The organism is Sphingobium sp. ba1, from assembly GCF_000743655.1.
Lineage (GTDB): Bacteria > Pseudomonadota > Alphaproteobacteria > Sphingomonadales > Sphingomonadaceae > Sphingobium.
The window spans coordinates 2,146,358-2,164,711 of sequence record NZ_JPPQ01000069.1 but is presented as its reverse complement, the minus strand read 5'-3'; the positions used below and the strand labels follow the sequence as shown (position 1 = coordinate 2,164,711).

Annotated in this window: 14 protein-coding genes and 1 pseudogene; 7 read left to right on the top strand and 8 right to left on the bottom strand. The window is 63.8% G+C overall.

What is annotated here, in order from left to right:
* The 5 genes from IL54_RS13555 to IL54_RS13535 all read right to left on the bottom strand — a co-directional run.
* On the bottom strand, positions 1–1,441 hold a 1,441-nt coding region (locus IL54_RS13555; RefSeq protein WP_037478660.1), incomplete at its 3' end, for an SLC13 family permease.
* 249 nt (positions 1,442–1,690) lie between these two features.
* Positions 1,691–2,761 (bottom strand): chorismate synthase, encoded by a 1,071-nt coding sequence (aroC, locus tag IL54_RS13550; RefSeq protein ID WP_037476377.1) that lies wholly within the window; start codon positions 2,759–2,761, stop codon positions 1,691–1,693.
* Complete coding sequence (gene fabI / locus IL54_RS13545) at positions 2,758–3,564, bottom strand: enoyl-ACP reductase FabI (RefSeq protein WP_037476375.1); 807 nt, start codon at positions 3,562–3,564, stop codon at positions 2,758–2,760. The genes aroC and fabI overlap by 4 nt, the downstream gene beginning before the upstream one ends.
* Positions 3,561–4,526: a YihY/virulence factor BrkB family protein gene (locus IL54_RS13540; RefSeq protein ID WP_193378853.1), complete on the bottom strand. Its 966-nt coding sequence runs from the start codon at positions 4,524–4,526 to the stop codon at positions 3,561–3,563. The genes fabI and IL54_RS13540 overlap by 4 nt, the downstream gene beginning before the upstream one ends.
* A gap of 15 nt (positions 4,527–4,541) precedes the next feature.
* Positions 4,542–5,456: a DnaJ C-terminal domain-containing protein gene (locus IL54_RS13535; RefSeq protein WP_037476373.1), complete on the bottom strand. Its 915-nt coding sequence runs from the start codon at positions 5,454–5,456 to the stop codon at positions 4,542–4,544.
* A 127-nt stretch (positions 5,457–5,583) separates the two neighbouring features.
* Here IL54_RS13535 and pdxH point away from each other — a divergent pair, with 127 nt between their 5' ends.
* Both pdxH and IL54_RS13525 read left to right on the top strand, forming a co-directional pair.
* Positions 5,584–6,159, top strand: a complete 576-nt coding sequence (pdxH, locus tag IL54_RS13530; protein WP_037476371.1) for a pyridoxamine 5'-phosphate oxidase — start codon at positions 5,584–5,586, stop codon at positions 6,157–6,159.
* 174 nt (positions 6,160–6,333) lie between these two features.
* Positions 6,334–7,665 carry a dicarboxylate/amino acid:cation symporter gene (locus IL54_RS13525; protein ID WP_037476370.1) on the top strand — a complete coding sequence of 444 codons (1,332 nt, stop codon included), beginning with the start codon at positions 6,334–6,336 and terminating at the stop codon, positions 7,663–7,665.
* Between the two features lie 86 nt (positions 7,666–7,751).
* Here the strand turns inward: IL54_RS13525 and IL54_RS13520 are convergent, their stop codons facing one another.
* On the bottom strand, positions 7,752–8,423 hold the full coding sequence (locus IL54_RS13520) for a glutathione S-transferase family protein (RefSeq protein ID WP_037476369.1): 672 nt from the start codon (positions 8,421–8,423) through the stop codon (positions 7,752–7,754).
* 185 nt (positions 8,424–8,608) lie between these two features.
* On the opposite strand from IL54_RS13520, the gene acs reads away from it, so the two are divergent.
* The 3 genes from acs to IL54_RS13505 all read left to right on the top strand — a co-directional run bounded on the left by acs (position 8,609) and on the right by IL54_RS13505 (position 13,891).
* Entirely contained in the window at positions 8,609–10,552 is a 1,944-nt protein-coding gene (gene acs, locus IL54_RS13515) for an acetate--CoA ligase (RefSeq protein ID WP_037476368.1), read from the top strand.
* Between the two features lie 25 nt (positions 10,553–10,577).
* Complete coding sequence (locus IL54_RS13510; RefSeq protein WP_037476366.1) at positions 10,578–11,090, top strand: cytochrome b; 513 nt, start codon at positions 10,578–10,580, stop codon at positions 11,088–11,090.
* A gap of 155 nt (positions 11,091–11,245) precedes the next feature.
* Positions 11,246–13,891 (top strand): M1 family metallopeptidase, encoded by a 2,646-nt coding sequence (locus IL54_RS13505; RefSeq protein ID WP_037476364.1) that lies wholly within the window; start codon positions 11,246–11,248, stop codon positions 13,889–13,891.
* A gap of 172 nt (positions 13,892–14,063) precedes the next feature.
* On the opposite strand, the gene ggt is transcribed toward IL54_RS13505, so the two are convergent.
* Both ggt and IL54_RS13495 read right to left on the bottom strand, forming a co-directional pair.
* Positions 14,064–15,764 carry a gamma-glutamyltransferase gene (ggt, locus tag IL54_RS13500; RefSeq protein WP_037476362.1) on the bottom strand — a complete coding sequence of 567 codons (1,701 nt, stop codon included), beginning with the start codon at positions 15,762–15,764 and terminating at the stop codon, positions 14,064–14,066.
* Between the two features lie 58 nt (positions 15,765–15,822).
* Positions 15,823–16,875, bottom strand: a complete 1,053-nt coding sequence (locus IL54_RS13495; RefSeq protein ID WP_037476360.1) for a quinone-dependent dihydroorotate dehydrogenase — start codon at positions 16,873–16,875, stop codon at positions 15,823–15,825.
* Between the two features lie 352 nt (positions 16,876–17,227).
* Here IL54_RS13495 and IL54_RS13490 point away from each other — a divergent pair, with 352 nt between their 5' ends.
* Positions 17,228–18,172 carry a helix-turn-helix domain-containing protein gene (locus IL54_RS13490; RefSeq protein WP_037476358.1) on the top strand — a complete coding sequence of 315 codons (945 nt, stop codon included), beginning with the start codon at positions 17,228–17,230 and terminating at the stop codon, positions 18,170–18,172.
* A gap of 82 nt (positions 18,173–18,254) precedes the next feature.
* A pseudogene (locus tag IL54_RS25435) lies at positions 18,255–18,354 on the top strand (AsnC family transcriptional regulator); the annotation flags it as partial.

The following is an 18,354-nucleotide window of genomic DNA, read 5'->3' as shown; positions in this document are numbered from 1 at the left end:
TCCAGCCGACCATCAAGGCGACGCTGCCCGCCTGTTCGAGCGCCAGCCCGACCGCCAGCATCGCAAAGATCAGGATCAGCACGTCGCCGTCGATCGCGCCCCAGGCCTCTTCCGGGTCGATGCAACGGCTGAGCAGGATGAGACCAACGGCGATGACGGCAGCCAGGCCGATGCCGATGACGTCGAGCGCCGAGAGCAGGACCACGCCTGCCATCGCAACGATCGCAATCCACGCCTTCTTGCGACGGAAGGCGCGCACCCGGCTGACATCGACACCGATCAGATGCGGATTGTCGCGCAACGACCGCATCGCATCGTCGCTACCCGCAATCAGCAACCGGTCGGCACCGCGCACCCGCGTATTGGACAGGTCGGGACCGGACAAATGGCGCGCGCGATGAATACCGATGATCCGCACGCGCAGCGCATGGAGGAAGGGAATATCCGCCAGCCGTTCGCCAATGGAAGGATGGCTGGGCGCGACCATCGCCTCGACGACCGTCCCCTCCTGCCCCGACGTGCGCGAATCGGCGGCAATGCCGAGGTCGAAGTCACCAGCCTCCCGCAGCGTCATGATCGCCGCTCCATCGGCGCGGACGATCAGCCGGTCGCCGCTATGCAGTTCTTCTTCCATCAGCTCGCGGCGACGAATGTCACCGCCGCGCTTGATGCCGAGCAGCTTGACCGACCGCCCGAACATGCCGAGCGTGCTGACGTCCCGGCCAACCAGATCGCTATCCTGCGGCACCACCAATTCGGTCAGATAATCCTGCACATTACCGCCATTTTCTCCGGCAATGGTAGGCGGGTCGCTTGGCAGCAGGAAGGACAGCAGCAGCAGCGCGCCGACGCCTGCCAGGGTTCCAGCGAGGCCATAAAGGGTGATGTCGAAAATGCCGAACGGGGCCATGCCCTGGTCCGCGGCAATGCCCGCGACGATCAGGTTGGTCGACGTACCGACGAGCGTCAGGCAGCCGCCCAGCACCGCGACGGTGTTCATCGGGATCAGCAGCTTCTTGACCGGATAGCCGGTCGCCTGCGCCAATTTGAACATGATCGGGATCAGGATCACGACCACGGGCGTATTGTTGAGGAAGGCCGACAGGATGATCGTGCCGATCGCCACTTCGGCAAGGGCAAGCCGGGGATGCTTTTCCGCGCGCGTCATGATAAGGTCGGCGACGCGGCTGATGACACCGGTACGGATCAACGCGCCCGACAGGATGAACATCGCCCCGACGGTCAACGGCGCACTGTTGGAAAAGACGGAAAACATCGCCTTTTCATCCAGCATGCCGAGCAGCGCGAAAACGCAAGCGCCCACCACCGCGATGACCGTAGGCGAATAGCGTTCGCGCACGAAAGCGATGAACATGGCGGCCAGAACCGCCAAGCCGATTTCAGCCCGATACACGCCCAGCAGCGCGGTGATGAAATGCATGATGCCCCTGTCCCCAACAAGATTGGCGCTGGCCGCTGATCTTGCCGGGCTGAAACGAAATGGGCCAGCCATGGTTGCATGGCTGGCCCGTGTCGCGGCGGTCAGGGGACGTTTTGACCGTCAATCCACGCAATACGTGGTGACGCTCCCCAGGCTTACGCTCTGCCGCTTGCCCGTCGAACAGGCGATGGCGTCATTCTATCGTAACAAAAGTGAGTCGTCTCGTTTTTTTACGGTCGGTTCGGCGCGTCATTCCCCGCATTGGGCGCGGTGAAGCAATTTCTGGTCGGCCAGCACCAGCGCCATCATCGCTTCGACCACGGGCACACCGCGGATGCCGACACAGGGGTCATGGCGGCCCTTGGTGATGATGTCGGACGCCGCGCCATCGCGCGTCACGGTTTCGACCGGGATCAGGATCGAACTGGTGGGCTTGAAGGCGACGCGCAGCTTGATCGGCTGGCCCGTGGCGATGCCACCCGCAATGCCACCGGCATGATTGGCGAGGAAAGTCGGTCCATCGGGGCCGGGACGCATCGGGTCGGCATTTTGCTCGCCGCGCAGGCTGGCAGCCGCGAACCCGTCGCCAATCTCGACGCCCTTGACCGCGTTGATGCTCATCATCGCGGCGGCCAGTTCGCTATCGAGCTTGGCATAGAGCGGCGCGCCCCAACCGGCCGGAACGCCACTGGCGACGCATTCTACGATCGCGCCGAGTGAGGAGCCATCGCGTCGAGCATCGTCCACCAGTTTTTCCCAGCGGACGGCCGCTTCCGGGTCAGGGCAGAAGAAAGGATTCTGGCCAATCTGCGCCGCGTCGAAATTATCATAATCAATCGCGTCGCCGCCGATCGCGCTCACATAGGCGAAGATATCGACATCAGGGATGACCGCGCGCGCTACCGCGCCTGCCGCGACCCGCGAGGCGGTTTCCCGCGCCGACGATCGCCCGCCACCGCGATAGTCGCGAAAGCCATATTTAGCGTCATAGGCATAGTCGGCATGGCCGGGACGGTAGGCCTTGGCGACGTCCGAATAATCCTTGGAGCGCTGGTCGGTATTCTCGATCATCAAGCTGATCGGCGTGCCGGTCGTCCGCCCTTCGAACACCCCCGACAGAATGCGAACCTCATCCGCCTCGCGACGCTGGGTAGTGAATTTGGACGTGCCGGGCTTGCGCAGGTCGAGCCAGGGCTGGATGTCCGCTTCGCTGAGCGGCAGGCCGGGCGGGCAGCCGTCCACGACCGCGCCGATCGCCGGACCATGGCTCTCGCCCCAGGTAGTGAAGCGGAACATGCGACCGAAAGTGTTGACGCTCATTTGTCGAGCGCGATGTCGGGGGCGTCTTCGGCTTTCATGCCGATGACATTATAGCCTGCATCGACATGGTGGATTTCGCCGGTCACGCCGCTGGCCAGGTCCGACAGCAGATACAAGCCTGCGCCGCCGACATCCTCGATGGTCACATTGCGACGCAGCGGGGCGTTCAGTTCGTTCCATTTGAGGATATAGCGGAAGTCGCCGATGCCGCTGGCCGCCAGCGTCTTGATCGGACCAGCCGAGATGGCATTGACGCGGATATTTTCGCGACCCAGATCCATCGCCAGATATTTGACGCTGGTTTCCAGCGCCGCCTTGGCCACGCCCATGACATTATAATGGGGAATGACCTTTTCCGCACCGTAATAGCTGAGCGTCAGGATGCTACCGCCATTGGGCATCAGCGCGCGGGCGCGGCGCGTGACTGCCACGAAACTGTAAGCAGACACGTTCATGGTCATCAGGAAGTTGTCGAGGCTGGTATCGACATAGAGGCCGCGCAGCTCGTTCTTGTCCGAAAAACCAATCGCGTGAACGACGAAGTCGAGCGTGCCCCAGCGCGCCTCAATCTCCGCAAAGGCGGCGTCGAGCTTGTCCATGTCCGTCACGTCGCAATCGATCAGGAAGTCCGATCCTACCTGCTCCGCCAAAGGACGGACCCGCTTGGCGAGCGCGTCGCCCTGATAGGAAAAGGCCATCTCTGCGCCCTGTTCATGCAAGGATTTGGCGATGCCCCAAGCCAACGACTTGTCGTTCGCCAGACCCATGATGAGGCCGCGTTTACCCGCCATCAAGCCGTTCATATCTTCGTTCCGTTCCCTTGGTCTTCGGGCAGCAAGGCCACTTCCTCTTCGGGAAATTCCGCCAGCGCCGCATTCAATTCCGCGCCAATTACCACGCCAAGCCCGACTAGGAAGAAAAAAATGAGCGTGATCATGACGCCGGCCAGGCTGCCATAGGTCCGGTCATAGCCGCCCAGCAGCGACAGGGTCGGCGGCAAGAGCAATGTCGTGCCATACCACCAGAGCGACGTCGCGACCGCGCCGGGCCATTTGGGGAAGCGACGATCCTTATATAATGTCGGCGTCAGCGACACGAACAGCGACCAGAGCGCCACGCAGACGACCACCATTGGCACCAGCTTGGCCGACGCAACGAGCGCGATGGCATCATCGGCCCAGGGAAGGAGATGGGTCAGAAACTGGTCGATGCCCGTGATCACCACCTGGAGTGAGAAGGCGAACATCACGGCCACGACGCTGGCCAAAGTGATGCCGACCGCGCTCAGCCGATAATGCCAGAAGGATTTGGTGCTTTTGGTGCCATAGGCACGGCGCAATATGTCGCGGATGGTTTCGATGAGACTGCCGACGGTCCACAGACCCACGAAGCCGCCCAGCCAGAGCAAAGGGCCGGACCGGGCATTGAGTACATCGCTGATCGGTTGGCGCACGACATCGGCGACGCCGCGTGGAACCGTTGTCAGGAAGGCGTTGACCGCGGCCAGGCCATCTTCGGTGCGGCCGAAGATACTCGCCACCGCTGCCGCGACGATGAAAAAGGGAAACAGCGTCATCAGCGAGAGATAGGCAAGATTCCCGGCGTGAATGAAGCCATCGCTATAGGTGCCGACAGCGACCCGCTTCATCACCTCGAACGCTTGCGATCCGGGGCGCACCCGCTTCATATGGCGATGGAAATGGGCGCGTGTCCGTGCCGCCATATGGCGGCGGGATTCGGGCGTATAGGGCGAATTCAGCGGCATCCGCCCCCTAACGCCTCAAACGCCGAGATGGGCACGCACGGGTCGGCTGTCCTGCCAGCTTTCGACCAGCGCCCGGATCGCGGGATCATCGGCGGGCACATCGATTTGCAGGGTCACAAGCTGATCCCCGCGCGCGCCGTCCTTGCCGGTAAAGCCCTTGCCCCGCAGCCGCAGCGTCTTGCCCGACGTCGCACCCGTCGGCACGCCCAGCATCACCGCGCCATCGACAGTCGGCACCTTGACCTTGCCACCCTTCACCGCCTCGTCGAGCGTGATCGGCAGATCGAGCAGGACATTGTCGCCATCGCGGGTGAAGAAGGGATGGGGCTTCACCTCGATCGTGACGATCGCGTCCCCTGCGCCCCCCGGCCCCGCCTGCCCCTTGCCCGACAGGCGCATCTGCGTGCCGGTTTCGACCCCGGCGGGCAGTTTGAGGTCGATGGTCTTGCCATCTTGCAGCGTGATCCGCTGGGGCGCCAAAGTCGCAGCATCGGTGAACTGCACCGCCAGGCGATAGGCGACATTCGCGCCCTTGGGCGGCGGCGCCTGTCGGCCAAAACCGCCGCCACCTGCGCGGCGACCCGCGCCGCCGAACAAGCCTTCGAAAATATCGCCGAAATCCGCGCCGCCTTGATCGAAGCCGCCGCCCGGCTGGCCGCGAAAACCGCCGCCACCGCCACCGCCGCCAAAGCCGAAGGGCGCGGTCGGATTGCCATCGCCGTCAATCTCGCCCCGGTCGAAGCGGGCGCGCTTGTCCTTGTCGGACAACAGATCATAGGCATTGGTGGCAGCGGAAAATTTCTCCGACGCCTTGGGATTGTCCTTATTCTTGTCGGGGTGCAGTTCCTTGGCCAGCTTGCGATAGGCCGACTTGATCTCTGCCTCGGTCGCGCCGCGCGCAACGCCAAGGGTGGAATAGGGATCAGCCATCGATACTCTGGTGCCTCTTGTTCTGGGACAGGGAATTGCCGTCCTATGTGGCGAAAGCGGCGCGTCGGTTCAAGTTGCGCAATAGCCCGTATCGACACTATCCCATCGCCCGCCTAGACAGTGGGACATGATCGATCCTTTTGCCTTGTTCGACGACTGGTACAGCCAGGCGCGTGAAACCGAAATCAACGACAGCAACGCCATGGCGCTGGCGACCGCCGATGCGCGTGGTTGTCCTTCCGTCCGCATGGTCTTGTTGAAGGGCCATGGACCGGATGGCTTTATCTTCTACACCAATTTCGAAGGGCGCAAGGCGGGCGACCTGGCCGAAAATCCCCATGCTGCCCTGCTCTTCCACTGGAAATCGATGCGGCGACAGATACGGATCGAAGGGGCCGTCGGGCCAGTCGATGATGCCACGGCCGATGCCTATTTCGCGACGCGGAGCCGCGACAGCCAACTGGGGGCCTGGGCCTCCGACCAGTCCCGCCCCCTGCCCTCGCGCGAAATCTTCATGGCCCGGTTCGAAGAAGCCAATACGCGGTTCGAGGGCCAGCCGGTGCCGCGTCCGCCGCATTGGTCCGGCTTCCGCCTCGCCCCTGAACGCATCGAATTCTGGCAGGACCGCGAACATCGCCTGCACGAACGCCGCCTGTTCACACGGGACGATGCGGGCTGGACCGAAGGGCTGCTCTACCCCTGATAGTCGCGGATTGCGCCCTTTGGGATGAACCGAGGCGCGGAAAGCGGCAGCTTGTTCGTCTATCTCAAGGCGGGGGCCGCACGCCGATTGCGGGTGGTCGATGCGCCTGTTAGGTGTTCCCTGACGGTTGTAATAATATTGCGAGCCGCGTCCGCGCGGCTCATGAGGGAATAGATGCGCAACAGACTGACGGCCTTCATCCTCACCGGCATGGTCCTTGGGGTGATCGTAGGGTTCGCCGCGAACCTGTGGGTGGGTGGCGACGAAACGCTGGCCAAGCAGGTCGCGGGCTATTTCCACCTGCTGGCCGACATCTTTCTGCATTTGATCAAGATGATCATCGCGCCGCTGGTCTTCTCCACGCTGGTTGCGGGCATCGCCCATATGGGCGACAGCGCAGCGCTGGGGCGCATCGGCGGGCGGGCGCTTGCCTGGTTCGTCATCGCCAGCCTGATTTCGCTGACGCTGGGCCTCGTGTTCGTCAATTTCTTCGCACCGGGCGAAGGGCTGAACCTGGTCCGCAACGGTGCGGAATCGGGCGTAAATACCGAATCGCTCAATTTCCGCGACTTCATCCTCCATGTCTTTCCGACGTCCATGGTCGGCGCGATGGCGGAAAATTCGATCCTCCAGATCGTCGTCTTCTCGCTGTTCGTCGGCGTCGCGCTGACCGCGATCGGCGAGAAGGGCAAACCCATCGTGGGCGTGATCGAGGCGATGGTCGAACTGATGCTGCAGGTGACGGGCTATGTGATGCGCGTCGCGCCCTTCGCGGTGTTCGGTGCCTTGGCGTCGGTGATCACCACCGAAGGGCTGGGCGTGCTGGTCACGTTCGGCGAGTTGATCGGCGAATTCTACATCGCGCTTTTCTGCCTCTGGCTGCTGCTGTTCGCGGCGGGATCGGTGTTCCTGGGCAAGCGGATGTTCACGCTGATCCGCTATGTCCGCGAACCGATCCTGATCGCCTTCTCCACCGCCTCGTCGGAAGCCGCCTATCCCAAGATGCTGGAACAGCTCGATCGGTTCGGCGTGCCGCGCCGCATCTATAGCTTCGTGCTGCCGCTCGGCTACAGCTTCAACCTCGACGGCTCGATGATGTATGCGACCTTCGCGACGATCTTCATCGCGCAAGCCTATGGCATCGACCTGCCGATCGCGACGCAGATCACGATTCTGCTGGTGTTGATGGTGACCAGCAAAGGCATCGCCGCCGTGCCGCGCGCATCCTTGGTGGTGGTCGCCGCGACGCTGGGCCAGTTCGACCTGCCGGTCGAGGGCGTAGCCTTCATCCTGGCGGTCGATCACTTCATGGACATGGGCCGCACCGCAACCAACGTGCTGGGCAACGCCATCGCCACGTCGGTCATCACCAAATGGGAAGGAATGCTGGAGGTCGAGGAACCCATCGACGTCCCCCATCCCAAAGCCCCCGCCCACACCGCCGCGCATGGCCGCGCGGGGCTGGAACTGGCATCCGACATGGTGGACGAGGACAAGAAGGGGTAGGCTGCTTTCGGTCCGCGGGCGACGTTTTCAGCATCGTCCAGCCGTTCGTGACGGCGGCAAGCCGACCATAATATTGCCAGACGCTCTTAAAAATCAGGCTTTTCATAATGGGGCGGCGGCGCGATCACTTCCATCCGCTCGGACAATAGCGGGCGGAAGGACGGGCGCGACTTGAAGCCGGCATACCAGCGCCGCACCGGCTCATGCCCCTGCCAGTCGATCCCGCCCAGATAGTCCGCGACCGACAGATGCGCCGCCGCCGCGATGTCCGCGAGGCTGAGCGTACCGCCTGCCATCCAGCTACGATGGTCGAGCAGATAGTCCATATAATCCATATGCACATTCGCGCGCTTCATCGCTTCGCGCAGGATGCGGGCTTCGGGCGGCGCGCGCTCGATCAGCCGTTTCTTCATCCGTTCGTGCAGCAGCGGGCCGACCACGTCGCCATAGAAATTCTGGTCGAAAAAGGCGGTCAGCCGCCGCACTTCAGCGCGCCCGGCGGCGGTGCCGGAAATCAGCGGCACCTTTTCCACCGTTTCCTCGAAATATTCGCAGATCGCCTGGCTGTCGATCAGGGTCAGACCCTTGTCATGATCGGCCATGACCGGCGTGGTGCCAGCCGGATTGAGGTCGAGAAATTCGTCGCGCATCGCCCAGGGCGATTCGCGGACCAGATCATAGCCGATCCCCTTTTCGCCCAGCAGCAGCCGGACCTTGCGAGAGAAGGGGCAAAGCGGAAATTGATAAAGCAGCCACATAGGCGATCCTTGTTAGGCGCGCGCGGGTCGGGGGGGAAGCGGCAAAATGGCGGAAGCCGCCTCAACAATTTCGGTCATATCGTCCAAAAGCATGGCAAGAAACGGCATGGTCCGACCTTCCGATCCGCCGGGCGGGACGATAGAAGAGACTGCGATAATGATTACGCGATGGAAAGGATGCCCCCATGCCTGACGATTTCTTCCCGGTGCCGGGGGACTGGGCCAGCAGCGCGCTCATGGACCGGGCCGCGCGTGATGCCGACTATGCGCGTTCGATCGAGGCGCCCCACGACTATTGGCTGGAGCGTGCCCACCGGCTCGACTGGATCACGCCGCCGACCAAAAGCGACGAAAGCAGCTTTGCCGAGGCGGATTTCGGCATCCAATGGTTCGCGGACGGGGTGCTCAACGTCAGCGCCAACTGCATCGATCGCCATCTGGCGACGCGCGGCGATCAGGTCGCGATCCTGTGGGAACCGGACAGCCCCGACGAGGCACCGCGCCGCTACACCTATCGCCAACTCCATGAAGAAGTGTGCCGTTTCGCCAATGTCCTGAAAAGCGCTGGCGCGCGCAAAGGCGACCGCATCACCATCTATATGCCGATGATCCCGGAGGCCGCCATCGCCCTGCTCGCCTGCGCGCGGATCGGCGCGGTGCATAGCGTGGTGTTCGGCGGCTTTTCGCCCGAAGCGCTGGCGGGCCGCGTCATCGATTGCGATTCGACGCTGGTCATCACCGCCGACGAAGGCCGCCGCGCGGGCAAGACCGTGCCGCTGAAAGCCAATGTCGATGCCGCGCTCGCCCATTGCCCCGGCGTCAAACATGTCGTGGTCGTGCAGGCGACCGGCGGCGCGGTGACGATGGCGGAAGGCCGCGACCTGTGGCTGCATGAGGCGACAGCGAGCGTCGAGGCCGACTGCCCGCCCGAACCCATGCAGGCCGAAGACCCGCTGTTCATCCTCTACACGTCGGGATCGACCGGCAAGCCCAAGGGCGTGCTGCACACATCGGGGGGCTATCTGCTCTGGGCCGCGCTCACCCATGAACTCTGCTTCGACTATCGGCCCGGCGACATCTACTGGTGCGCGGCGGATATCGGCTGGGTCACGGGGCACAGCTATATCGTCTATGGCCCGCTGACGAACGGGGCGACGACGCTGATGTATGAAGGCGTGCCCAACTGGCCGACCCCGGCGCGGATGTGGGAAGTGGTGGACCGGCATCAGGTCCAGACCCTCTTCACCGCCCCCACCGCGCTGCGCGCGCTGATGAAGGAGGGCGACGCCCATGTGAAGGCGACCAGCCGCGCCTCGCTCCGCCTGCTCGGAACCGTCGGCGAACCGATCAACCCGGAGGCATGGCGCTGGTATCATGGTATCGTGGGCGAAGGCCGCTGCCCGATCATCGATACCTGGTGGCAGACTGAAACCGGCGGCGCGATGATCGCGCCGATGCCGGGCGCGACCGACCTCAAACCCGGTTCCGCCACCTTGCCCATGCCGGGCGTGCTGCCGCAGATCGTCGATACCGAGGGGCAGGTGCTGGAAGGCGCGACCGAGGGCAATCTCGTCATCGCGCGCAGTTGGCCGGGGCAGATGCGCACCGTCTATGGCGACCATGACCGCTTCTTCCAGACCTATTTCACCACCTATCCCGGCAAATATACCACCGGCGACGGCGCGCGCCGCGATGCGGATGGCTATTATTGGATCACGGGCCGCGTCGATGACGTCATCAACGTATCGGGCCATCGCATGGGCACGGCGGAGGTCGAAAGCGCGCTGGTATTGCACGAAAGCGTCGCCGAAGCGGCGGTGGTCGGCTTTCCCCATGATATCAAGGGACAGGGCATCTATGCCTATGTCACGTTGAATGCCGGGATCGAGCCGGACGACACATTGCGCCAGACGCTGGTCAAATGGGTCCGCAGCGAAATCGGCCCGATCGCCACCCCCGATGTCATCCAGTTCGCGCCCGGCCTGCCCAAGACCCGCTCCGGCAAGATCATGCGCCGCATCCTACGTAAAATTGCGGAAGGCGAGGTCTCCGCGCAAGCGCTAGGCGATACCAGCACCCTGGCCGATCCTTCGGTGGTGGACAATCTGGTCGCCAATCGTCACGGTTAGGAAACGAACAGAAGGAAGCGCTGCCATGGACCGCTATAATGGAGTCGCCCGCGCCCTGCATTGGGCCATGGCCTTGCTCATCATCCTCGCCCTGGTGCTTGGCATTGGCCATGATGCGCTGCCCAAGGATTGGGCAGTGATCCCGATCCACAAGTCGATCGGGCTGACCGTCCTGGCGCTGACTTTGGTGCGGATCGTCTGGCGGCTGGCCAATCCCGCGCCGCGCTTGACCGTCGCCATGCCCAGTTGGGAAAAAGGCGCGGCGCACGCCACCCACGCGCTCTTCTATATCTTCATGATCGTGCTGCCCCTGTCGGGCTGGATCATGACGTCGGCGGGCACGCGACCCTTGAACTGGTTCTTCCTGTTCGACGTCCCCAAATTTCCAGTGACCAAGGGCGACCTGATCGTCGATCTGGCGGGCGAAGGGCATGAGATTATGGGCTTCATCTGGGCGGCGTTGATCCTACTCCATATCGGCGCGGCGCTGCGGCATCATTATCTGCTCAAGGACAATGTGATGCGGCGGATGCTGTAGGCACCCGCCGACCAACGGGCGTTCGGGTTCGACCAACGACGTTGTAATAGCATTACATCGCTTGACCGACGCAGCGAAACGGTTGATCCCGCGTTGCATCAGGGCGCAGAGCCATGTGGCCGCGCCGTCAAGACGTGTCGGAGTCTCAAAAGCCTATGTCCCTCGCCAAAATCCTGCCGCTGCTGCTGGCCGCCGCCCCCATCGCCCTTGCCACGCCCGCGCTGGCGCAGACGGCTCCTGCCGGCCCCGCTGCCGGGATCACCACCCAATTGCCGCGCGGCGCCGTGCCCAGCCATTATGCGATCACCGTCACCCCCGACGCCGCCAATCTGAAGTTCACCGGCAAGGTGACGATCGACGTCGCCGTCAGCACGGCCATGCCGACGCTGGTGCTGAACGCCGCCGACCTGACCTTTGGCGATGTCATGCTGACGCCTGCCAAGGGCAAGGCAATCAAGGGCATGGCCAAGGTCGATGCCGATGCACAGACGGTGACGCTCGACTTCGGCAAGCCGCTGGCACCCGGCAATTATAAGCTCGCCATCACCTATGCCGGCGTCATCAACACCCAGGCGAACGGCCTGTTCGCGCTCGACTATACCGACAATGACGGCGCAGCGAAGCGCGCGCTCTTCACCCAGTTCGAAGCGCCCGACGCGCGCCGCTTCGTGCCGAGCTGGGACGAGCCAAGCTACAAGGCGACTTTTGACCTGTCTGCCATCATCCCCACCGGCGAACTGGCCGTCGGCAACATGCCGGTCACATCGACCAAGGATCTGGGCGGCGGCAAGACGCAGGTGACGTTCGGCACCAGCCCCAAAATGTCGTCCTACCTGCTCTTCTTCGGCCTCGGCGAACTGGAACGCGCGACCAAGATGTCCGGCGCGACCGAAATCGGCGTGATTACCGGCAAGGGCAATACGGGCAAGGCGCAACTGGCGCTCGACGCATCGGTGTCGATCCTGCCCTATTTCAACGATTATTTCGGCGTCCCCTATCCGCTGCCCAAGCTCGACAATGTCGCTGGCCCCGGCCAGAGCCAGTTTTTCAGCGCGATGGAAAATTGGGGCGCGATCTTCACCTTCGAGCGCGCCCTGCTCGTCGATCCGCGCTTTACGTCGGAGGTGACCAAGCGCCGCATCTATGAAACCGTCGCGCATGAAATGGCGCATCAATGGTTTGGCGACCTCGTCACCATGGCCTGGTGGGACGATCTATGGCTGAACGAAGGCTTTGCGAGCTGGATGGCGACCAAGGTCACCGACAAGTTGCAGCCCGACTGGCAAATGCTGCTGACCCGCGTCGATGGTCGCGAGGCGGCAATGAGCCTCGACTCGCTCGCCACCACCCACCCCGTCGTTCAGAAGATCACCACCGTTGATCAGGTGAACCAGGCGTTCGACGCCATCACCTATCAGAAGGGTGAAGCCGTCATCACCATGCTGGAAGGCTATGCCGGCGAGGATGTGTGGAAGACCGGCATCCGCAGCTATATGAAGGCCCATGCCTATGGCAACACCGTCACCGACGACCTGTGGAAGGCGGTAGAGGGCGCAGGCGCCAAGGGGTTGGTGTCGATCGCGCATGACTTCACGTCGAAGCCCGGCATCCCGCTGGTGAAGGTCGATAGCGCGCAATGCCAGGGCGGCAACACGCTGCTGACGCTGAGCCAAGGCGAGTTCAGCCGCGACAAGAAGGACAAGACCCCCTTGAGCTGGAACGTGCCCGTCATGGCGCAGACCATCGGCGGCGCGCCACAGCGGCTGATCCTGCAGGGCAAGGGGCAGATGACGCTGCCGGGCTGCAGCGCCTATGTCGTCAATGCCGGGCAGACGGGCTATTATCGCTCGCTCTACCCCGCCGCCAATGTCGAGGCGCTGGCCGCCGGTTTCACCAGGCTGCCCGCAATCGACCAGACCGGCTTGCTGGCCGATAATTTCCAGCTGGGCCTTGGCGGGTATCAGCCGATGGGCCTGGCGCTCGACCTGATCGACGCCGTGCCCGCCACCGCCACCCCTGCCGTGCTGGCGCAGGTGCCCGGCTATCTGGACAGCGCCTATGCGATGCTGGAGGGCGATCAGGCCGGACAGGCGAAGGTCGCAGCCTACACGTCGGCCAAGCTGACACCGGTGCTGACCGGCATCGGCTATGATGCCAAGCCGGGTGAAAATCCGCAGGTGCCCGTCCTGCGCTCGGCGCTGGTGGGAACGCTGGGCGAGATGGGTGACAAGGCCGTGGTCGCCGAAGCCAATCGCCGCTTCGCCGCACTGGCGAGCGATCCCGCCGCCCTCGACGGCCCGCTGCGCAACGTCTGGATGGCGATCATCGCCAAAAATGCCGATCAGGCGACCTGGGACAGGCTGCGCGCGCTGGCCAAGGGCGCAAAGACCGACCTGGAAAAAAGTACGCTCTACGCGCTGCTCGGCGGGGCCAAGGACGAGAAGCTCGCCCGCCAGGCGCTCGACCTGGCGCTGACTGACGAACCGGGCAAGACCACCAGCGCCGCGATCATTTCGCAAGTGGGCTATGAGCATCCGATGCTGGCGGTCGACTATGTGCTGGCGCACCGCGCGCAATATGAGGGGCTGATCGACGTTTCGGCCCGCAGCCAGGCGCTCGCGCGGCTGGGCGGCGGATCGGCCGACCCGGCGATGGCGACCAAGCTGGACGCCTATGCCACCCAATTTCTGACGCCGGAATCGCGCAAGGTGGTCGATCGCGCCATCGCCGCGATCAACACCCGCATCGAAACCCGCACCCGCCTGAAGCCCGCGCTGACGGCCTGGTTCGCCAAAAAGTAAACGGAAAAGGGCGGCCTGTGAGCCGCCCTCTTTTTTTGCCAAATCCCTTAAATCCTCCCCTGTAAGGGGAGGGGGACCACGAAGTGGTGGAGGGGTGTCACCCTATCGAGAGCGTGACACCCCTCCGTCAGGGCTACGCGCAGCCACATCCCCTGCCAGGGGAGGAAGGCCCTCACTCCTGCAACGATACGCCCGGACTGCGCGGATCGGCCGCGCCCTGCCAGCGGCCATCGGGCAGGCGCTCGGCCGCATTGGCCTTAAGCCCCATGCGCGACAGCGACACGCGATGGCCGAGCTTTTCGAGCGGTGCCTTCATCGCCTCCAGCGACGTGCCCTGTTCCAGCACCAGCCCTTCGCCGTTGAAGTAGATCAGCCCATGCGCGATCGACTCCTGCGCCGACAGGCCCCAGTCGAAATGGGCGATCAGCGCCTTGGCCACCTGCATGATGATGGTCTTGCCCCCCGCCGCGCCGACGGTGAAGACGGGCGTGCCCGCCTCATCATAGACGATGGTCGGCGACATGGACGATAGCGGCCGCTTGCCCGGCTCGACCCGGTTGGCGACCGGCGCGCCGTCCTTTTCCGCGGTGAAGCTGAAATCGGTCAGTTCATTGTTCAGGATCACGCCATTCGCGATCAACTGGCTGCCAAAGAAACTCTCGACCGTCGATGTCCAGGCGGCGATGTCCCCATCCCGGTCCACCGCGACGAAATGGCTTGTCCCGCTTTCGGGCTGCGGCCGCGAAGCGGTGCGCGGCTGCGCGCCAGGCGGCGTGCCGGGCTGATAGTCGTTGAGCGCCTTGTTCAAACGGATGCGCGCCGACCGCTGCTTGAGATAGGCGGGATCGATCATCCCCGTCAGCGGCACCGACACGAAATCCGGGTCGCCCAGCCATGTGCCGCGATCGGCATAGGCGAGTTGCATCGCCTCGCCGATGACATGCCAGGACCGGGGATCATCCTTGCCCCAAGTGCCGAGCGGAAAACGCTCGACCATGCCCAATATTTCCAGCACGGTGACGCCGCCCGACGAAGCCGGCCCCATGCCACACACGGTATAGACGCGATATTTGCCGCAGACGGGCTTGCGCAACTTGGTCTGATAGCCCGCAATGTCCGCTTCCGTCATCGGCACCGGGTTCTTGGGCGCATTGGTGACGGTTTGCGCCAGGATGCGGGCATTTTCGCCCTTGTAGAAAGCGTCTGGTCCTTCTGCCGCGATCCGCTTGAACAGCGCGGCGAGCGGCGGGTTTTTGAGCATCGTGCCCATCGGCGCGGGCTTGCCCTCGATCCAGAAATATTTCTGGATTTCAGGGAAGTCGGCCCACACCCCCGCGACCGCCTTCATCGCGGTGTCGAGCCGCTGGCGCACTTCATAGCCCTCTTCCGCCGCGCGAATGGCGGGCTGGAACAGGTCGGCCCAGGGCAGCTTGCCCCATTTGCGATGCGCGTCCCACGCCAGCCGCACATTGCCCGGCACCCCGACCGAATAGCCGCCCGGCCAGGCGTTGCGGAAGGATAGCGGTTGGCCATCGGCCCCCATGAACCGGTCTGGCCGGGCGGCGGCCGGTGCCGTCTCGCGCCCGTCGATCGATTCCAGCAGCCCGGTCTCCCCGTCATGATGCATCAGGAAACCGCCGCCGCCGATGCCGCTATTATGCGGCTCGACCACGTTCAGCGTCAGCATCATGGCGATGGCGGCGTCGGTGGCGCTGCCGCCCTTGCGCAATATCTCCTGCCCCGCCTGCGCCGCGCGCGGATCGGCGGCCGAAACAGTGGCATTGGTCGATACCGGCTCACGCGCGACGGTGGGCAGCGGAGCCAGAGCAAGTAGGGCGAAAGGGGCCAGCAGGCCAGTGAAACGACATGTCATGGGGCTTACCCTATAGCGGGAGTTGCCGATCGCAACCCTTTCCAGCCCCTTGGACGGATCAGCCGTCGATACCCACCAGATCAGCGATCGTCGCCACGCCGTCACGCGCCATCAACGCCTTCAATTCCCGGTTGATCCGCCGCGCCAGATACGGCCCTTCATAGACCAGCGCGCTGTAAAGCTGGATCAGTGACGCCCCCGCCCGGATGCGGGCATAGGCCTGCGCGCCGGTCGCGATGCCCCCCACCCCGATCAGCGGCAACCGATCGCCCAGCAAGCGACGGAAATCGCGCAGCCGCGCCAGCGACAGGTCGGTCAGCGGCGCACCCGACAGCCCGCCCGCTTCGCCGGCATGGGCCGATCGCAGCGCGGGCCGGGTGATGGTGGTGTTGGACACGATCAGCGCATCGACCCGATGGTCGATACAGGCCGCGGCGATATCCTCGACATCGGCCGGTTCCAGGTCGGGCGCGACCTTCAGGAAAATGGGCGGGCCTCCCTGCGCGCGCGCGGCCATTACGGCACTCAGCAAGGCGTCGAGCGCGCTGCGATCCTGCAGCGCGCGCAGGCCCGGCGTATTGGGGGACGAGATGTTGACCGTCAGATAATCGGCGAGCGGCGCCATGCAGGTGACGCCCGTGACATAGTCGGCAATGCCCCGCCCGGCGGCGGCCGCATCCTTGTTCGCGCCGATATTAATGCCGATCACGGGGCCGTCGCCGACCGGCCGGCGATAGCGCGCGATACGATCCGCCGCCGCCCCCTGCCCGCCATTGTTGAAACCGAACCGGTTGATCACCGCCTTGTCCTCGACCAGCCGGAACAGGCGCGGCTGCGGATTGCCCGGCTGGGCCAGCGGCGTCAGCGTTCCCAGTTCGGCAAAGCCAAAGCCCAGGCCGTGCATCTTGTGCGCGATCCGCCCATCCTTGTCATAACCCGCCGCCAATCCGACCGGATTGGGAAAGCGGATGCCCGCCACCATGGTCGCCAGCATCGGATCGGGTGCCAGCGGCGCGCGTGTCGGCATCATCCGCAGCGCAGCAAGGGAGAGATGATGGGCACGCTCGGCATCGAGCGCAAACAGCAGCGGGCGGATCAGACGATAGGACATGGGACGTGCCTATGCCAGCGTCGCGCCGACACGTCGAGTCGCTGTGGCCAAAGCGCCACAACCGCCTGTTAGTGACATATCATGACAGGAAACGTCATGAATGAGACGGTTTAGGGCAGTGGAATGTCTGATTCATCCAATAATATTACGGCGATTCCGGCGTAAAGCACCCCTGCGACCCGAAGGCTCGACGGCTTCCAGCCGATGAGACCTTTTCCTGACCCGGCGATGAAAATCGCCGGGTCATTTTTATGTGCAGTGCAGTAGCGAGGCAGAAAAGTAACAGTTCTTTCACCATGTTACTTGCGCGCGGGTGCAGTTGGCGCATAGTAAACCCCTTGGGGTGAAAAAAATGGGGTTGCACAAATTCGGAATGGCCGGGGGCGCAGTCGCCCTGCCGGACGAAGGGGGTCCGCTGTCCTATACAGTGGCCGCCGCGCAGGGACCGGTGCGGCTGCGCTATTTCGCGCCGCCTGAACAATTGCGTGCCTATTTCGGTTCGCTTTATCTGTTCACCGTGGACGCCGATCATTATGGCGACGCCACCCGTGCTGACGTGCCACAGCTGCGTTTCATGCTGTCGGGCGGCGGCAACTATCATTTTCAGGACGACGTCGTGATGCCGACGCCCGACGTCTGTCTGCTCGGCCCAACCATGGGTGCGACCCGCTTCGAATTAAACCGGCCCAGCCGGGTCGTCGGCATCTCCCTCCTGCCCGCCGGGTGGCAATCGCTCCATGGCGGCGACGCCAGTCTGTTGGCCGACCGCTTGTGCGATCTGGCGGCGGTCGGCGGTGCGCACCATGCCGATCTGCTCGCGGAATTGCGGGCGATCGACGAGACGGAGGCCGACGAGATCGCGGCGCGGTGCTGGGCCGCGCTTGGCCGCCTGGTCAAACCGCTGCGCGGCACCACCTGGGCCTTACTCGATGCGGTCGATGGCTGGTTGATGGGCGAAGGATCGCCGCGAATCGAGGCGCTGGCCGAAGCCACCGAACTCTCTCCCCGCCAGCTCGCGCGCCTCACCAACAAATATTATGGTGCGCCGCCCAAGCTGCTGGCGCGCAAATATCGCGCGCTGCGCTGTTCCGCGCGAATCGCCCTGGATGGCGAAAGCTGGCAGCAATTATGCGAGGAGGCGGGCTTCTACGACCAGTCCCATTGTATCCGCGAAATCAAGCACTTCATCGGCCTGACCCCGCACCAGTTGCAGAACGAGCCCTCCGCCGTCGCCCAGCTCACCCTGCTGCGCCGTTCGCTGGGCAGCGACGTGGCGATGCTCAACCGCCTATCCTAATTAGCCCTTGATTCCGAAGCCTGAGAGGACCAAATGCCAATCGGACGATATTGATCCGATTTAAGAATGGTTCGCAACTGGCATGAGATTATCAAGCTTCGCTGATTATGCGGTCGTGCTGATGTCCGCCGCTGCGCGCCATTGCGGGGCGGCCAAGATGAACGCGACCACCCTGGCCGCCG

Excerpts from the sequence above, each read along its gene's own strand:
- aroC (WP_037476377.1), bottom strand. The coding sequence starts at position 2,761 with ATGAGCGTCAACACTTTCGGTCGCATGTTCCGCTTCACTACCTGGGGC.
- fabI (WP_037476375.1), bottom strand. The coding sequence starts at position 3,564 with ATGAACGGCTTGATGGCGGGTAAACGCGGCCTCATCATGGGTCTGGCG.
- IL54_RS13540 (WP_193378853.1), bottom strand. The coding sequence starts at position 4,526 with ATGCCGCTGAATTCGCCCTATACGCCCGAATCCCGCCGCCATATGGCG.
- IL54_RS13535 (WP_037476373.1), bottom strand. The coding sequence starts at position 5,456 with ATGGCTGATCCCTATTCCACCCTTGGCGTTGCGCGCGGCGCGACCGAG.
- pdxH (WP_037476371.1), top strand. The coding sequence starts at position 5,584 with ATGATCGATCCTTTTGCCTTGTTCGACGACTGGTACAGCCAGGCGCGT.
- IL54_RS13525 (WP_037476370.1), top strand. The coding sequence starts at position 6,334 with ATGCGCAACAGACTGACGGCCTTCATCCTCACCGGCATGGTCCTTGGG.
- IL54_RS13520 (WP_037476369.1), bottom strand. The coding sequence starts at position 8,423 with ATGTGGCTGCTTTATCAATTTCCGCTTTGCCCCTTCTCTCGCAAGGTC.
- acs (WP_037476368.1), top strand. The coding sequence starts at position 8,609 with ATGCCTGACGATTTCTTCCCGGTGCCGGGGGACTGGGCCAGCAGCGCG.
- IL54_RS13510 (WP_037476366.1), top strand. The coding sequence starts at position 10,578 with ATGGACCGCTATAATGGAGTCGCCCGCGCCCTGCATTGGGCCATGGCC.
- IL54_RS13505 (WP_037476364.1), top strand. The coding sequence starts at position 11,246 with ATGTCCCTCGCCAAAATCCTGCCGCTGCTGCTGGCCGCCGCCCCCATC.
- ggt (WP_037476362.1), bottom strand. The coding sequence starts at position 15,764 with ATGACATGTCGTTTCACTGGCCTGCTGGCCCCTTTCGCCCTACTTGCT.
- IL54_RS13495 (WP_037476360.1), bottom strand. The coding sequence starts at position 16,875 with ATGTCCTATCGTCTGATCCGCCCGCTGCTGTTTGCGCTCGATGCCGAG.
- IL54_RS13490 (WP_037476358.1), top strand. The coding sequence starts at position 17,228 with ATGGGGTTGCACAAATTCGGAATGGCCGGGGGCGCAGTCGCCCTGCCG.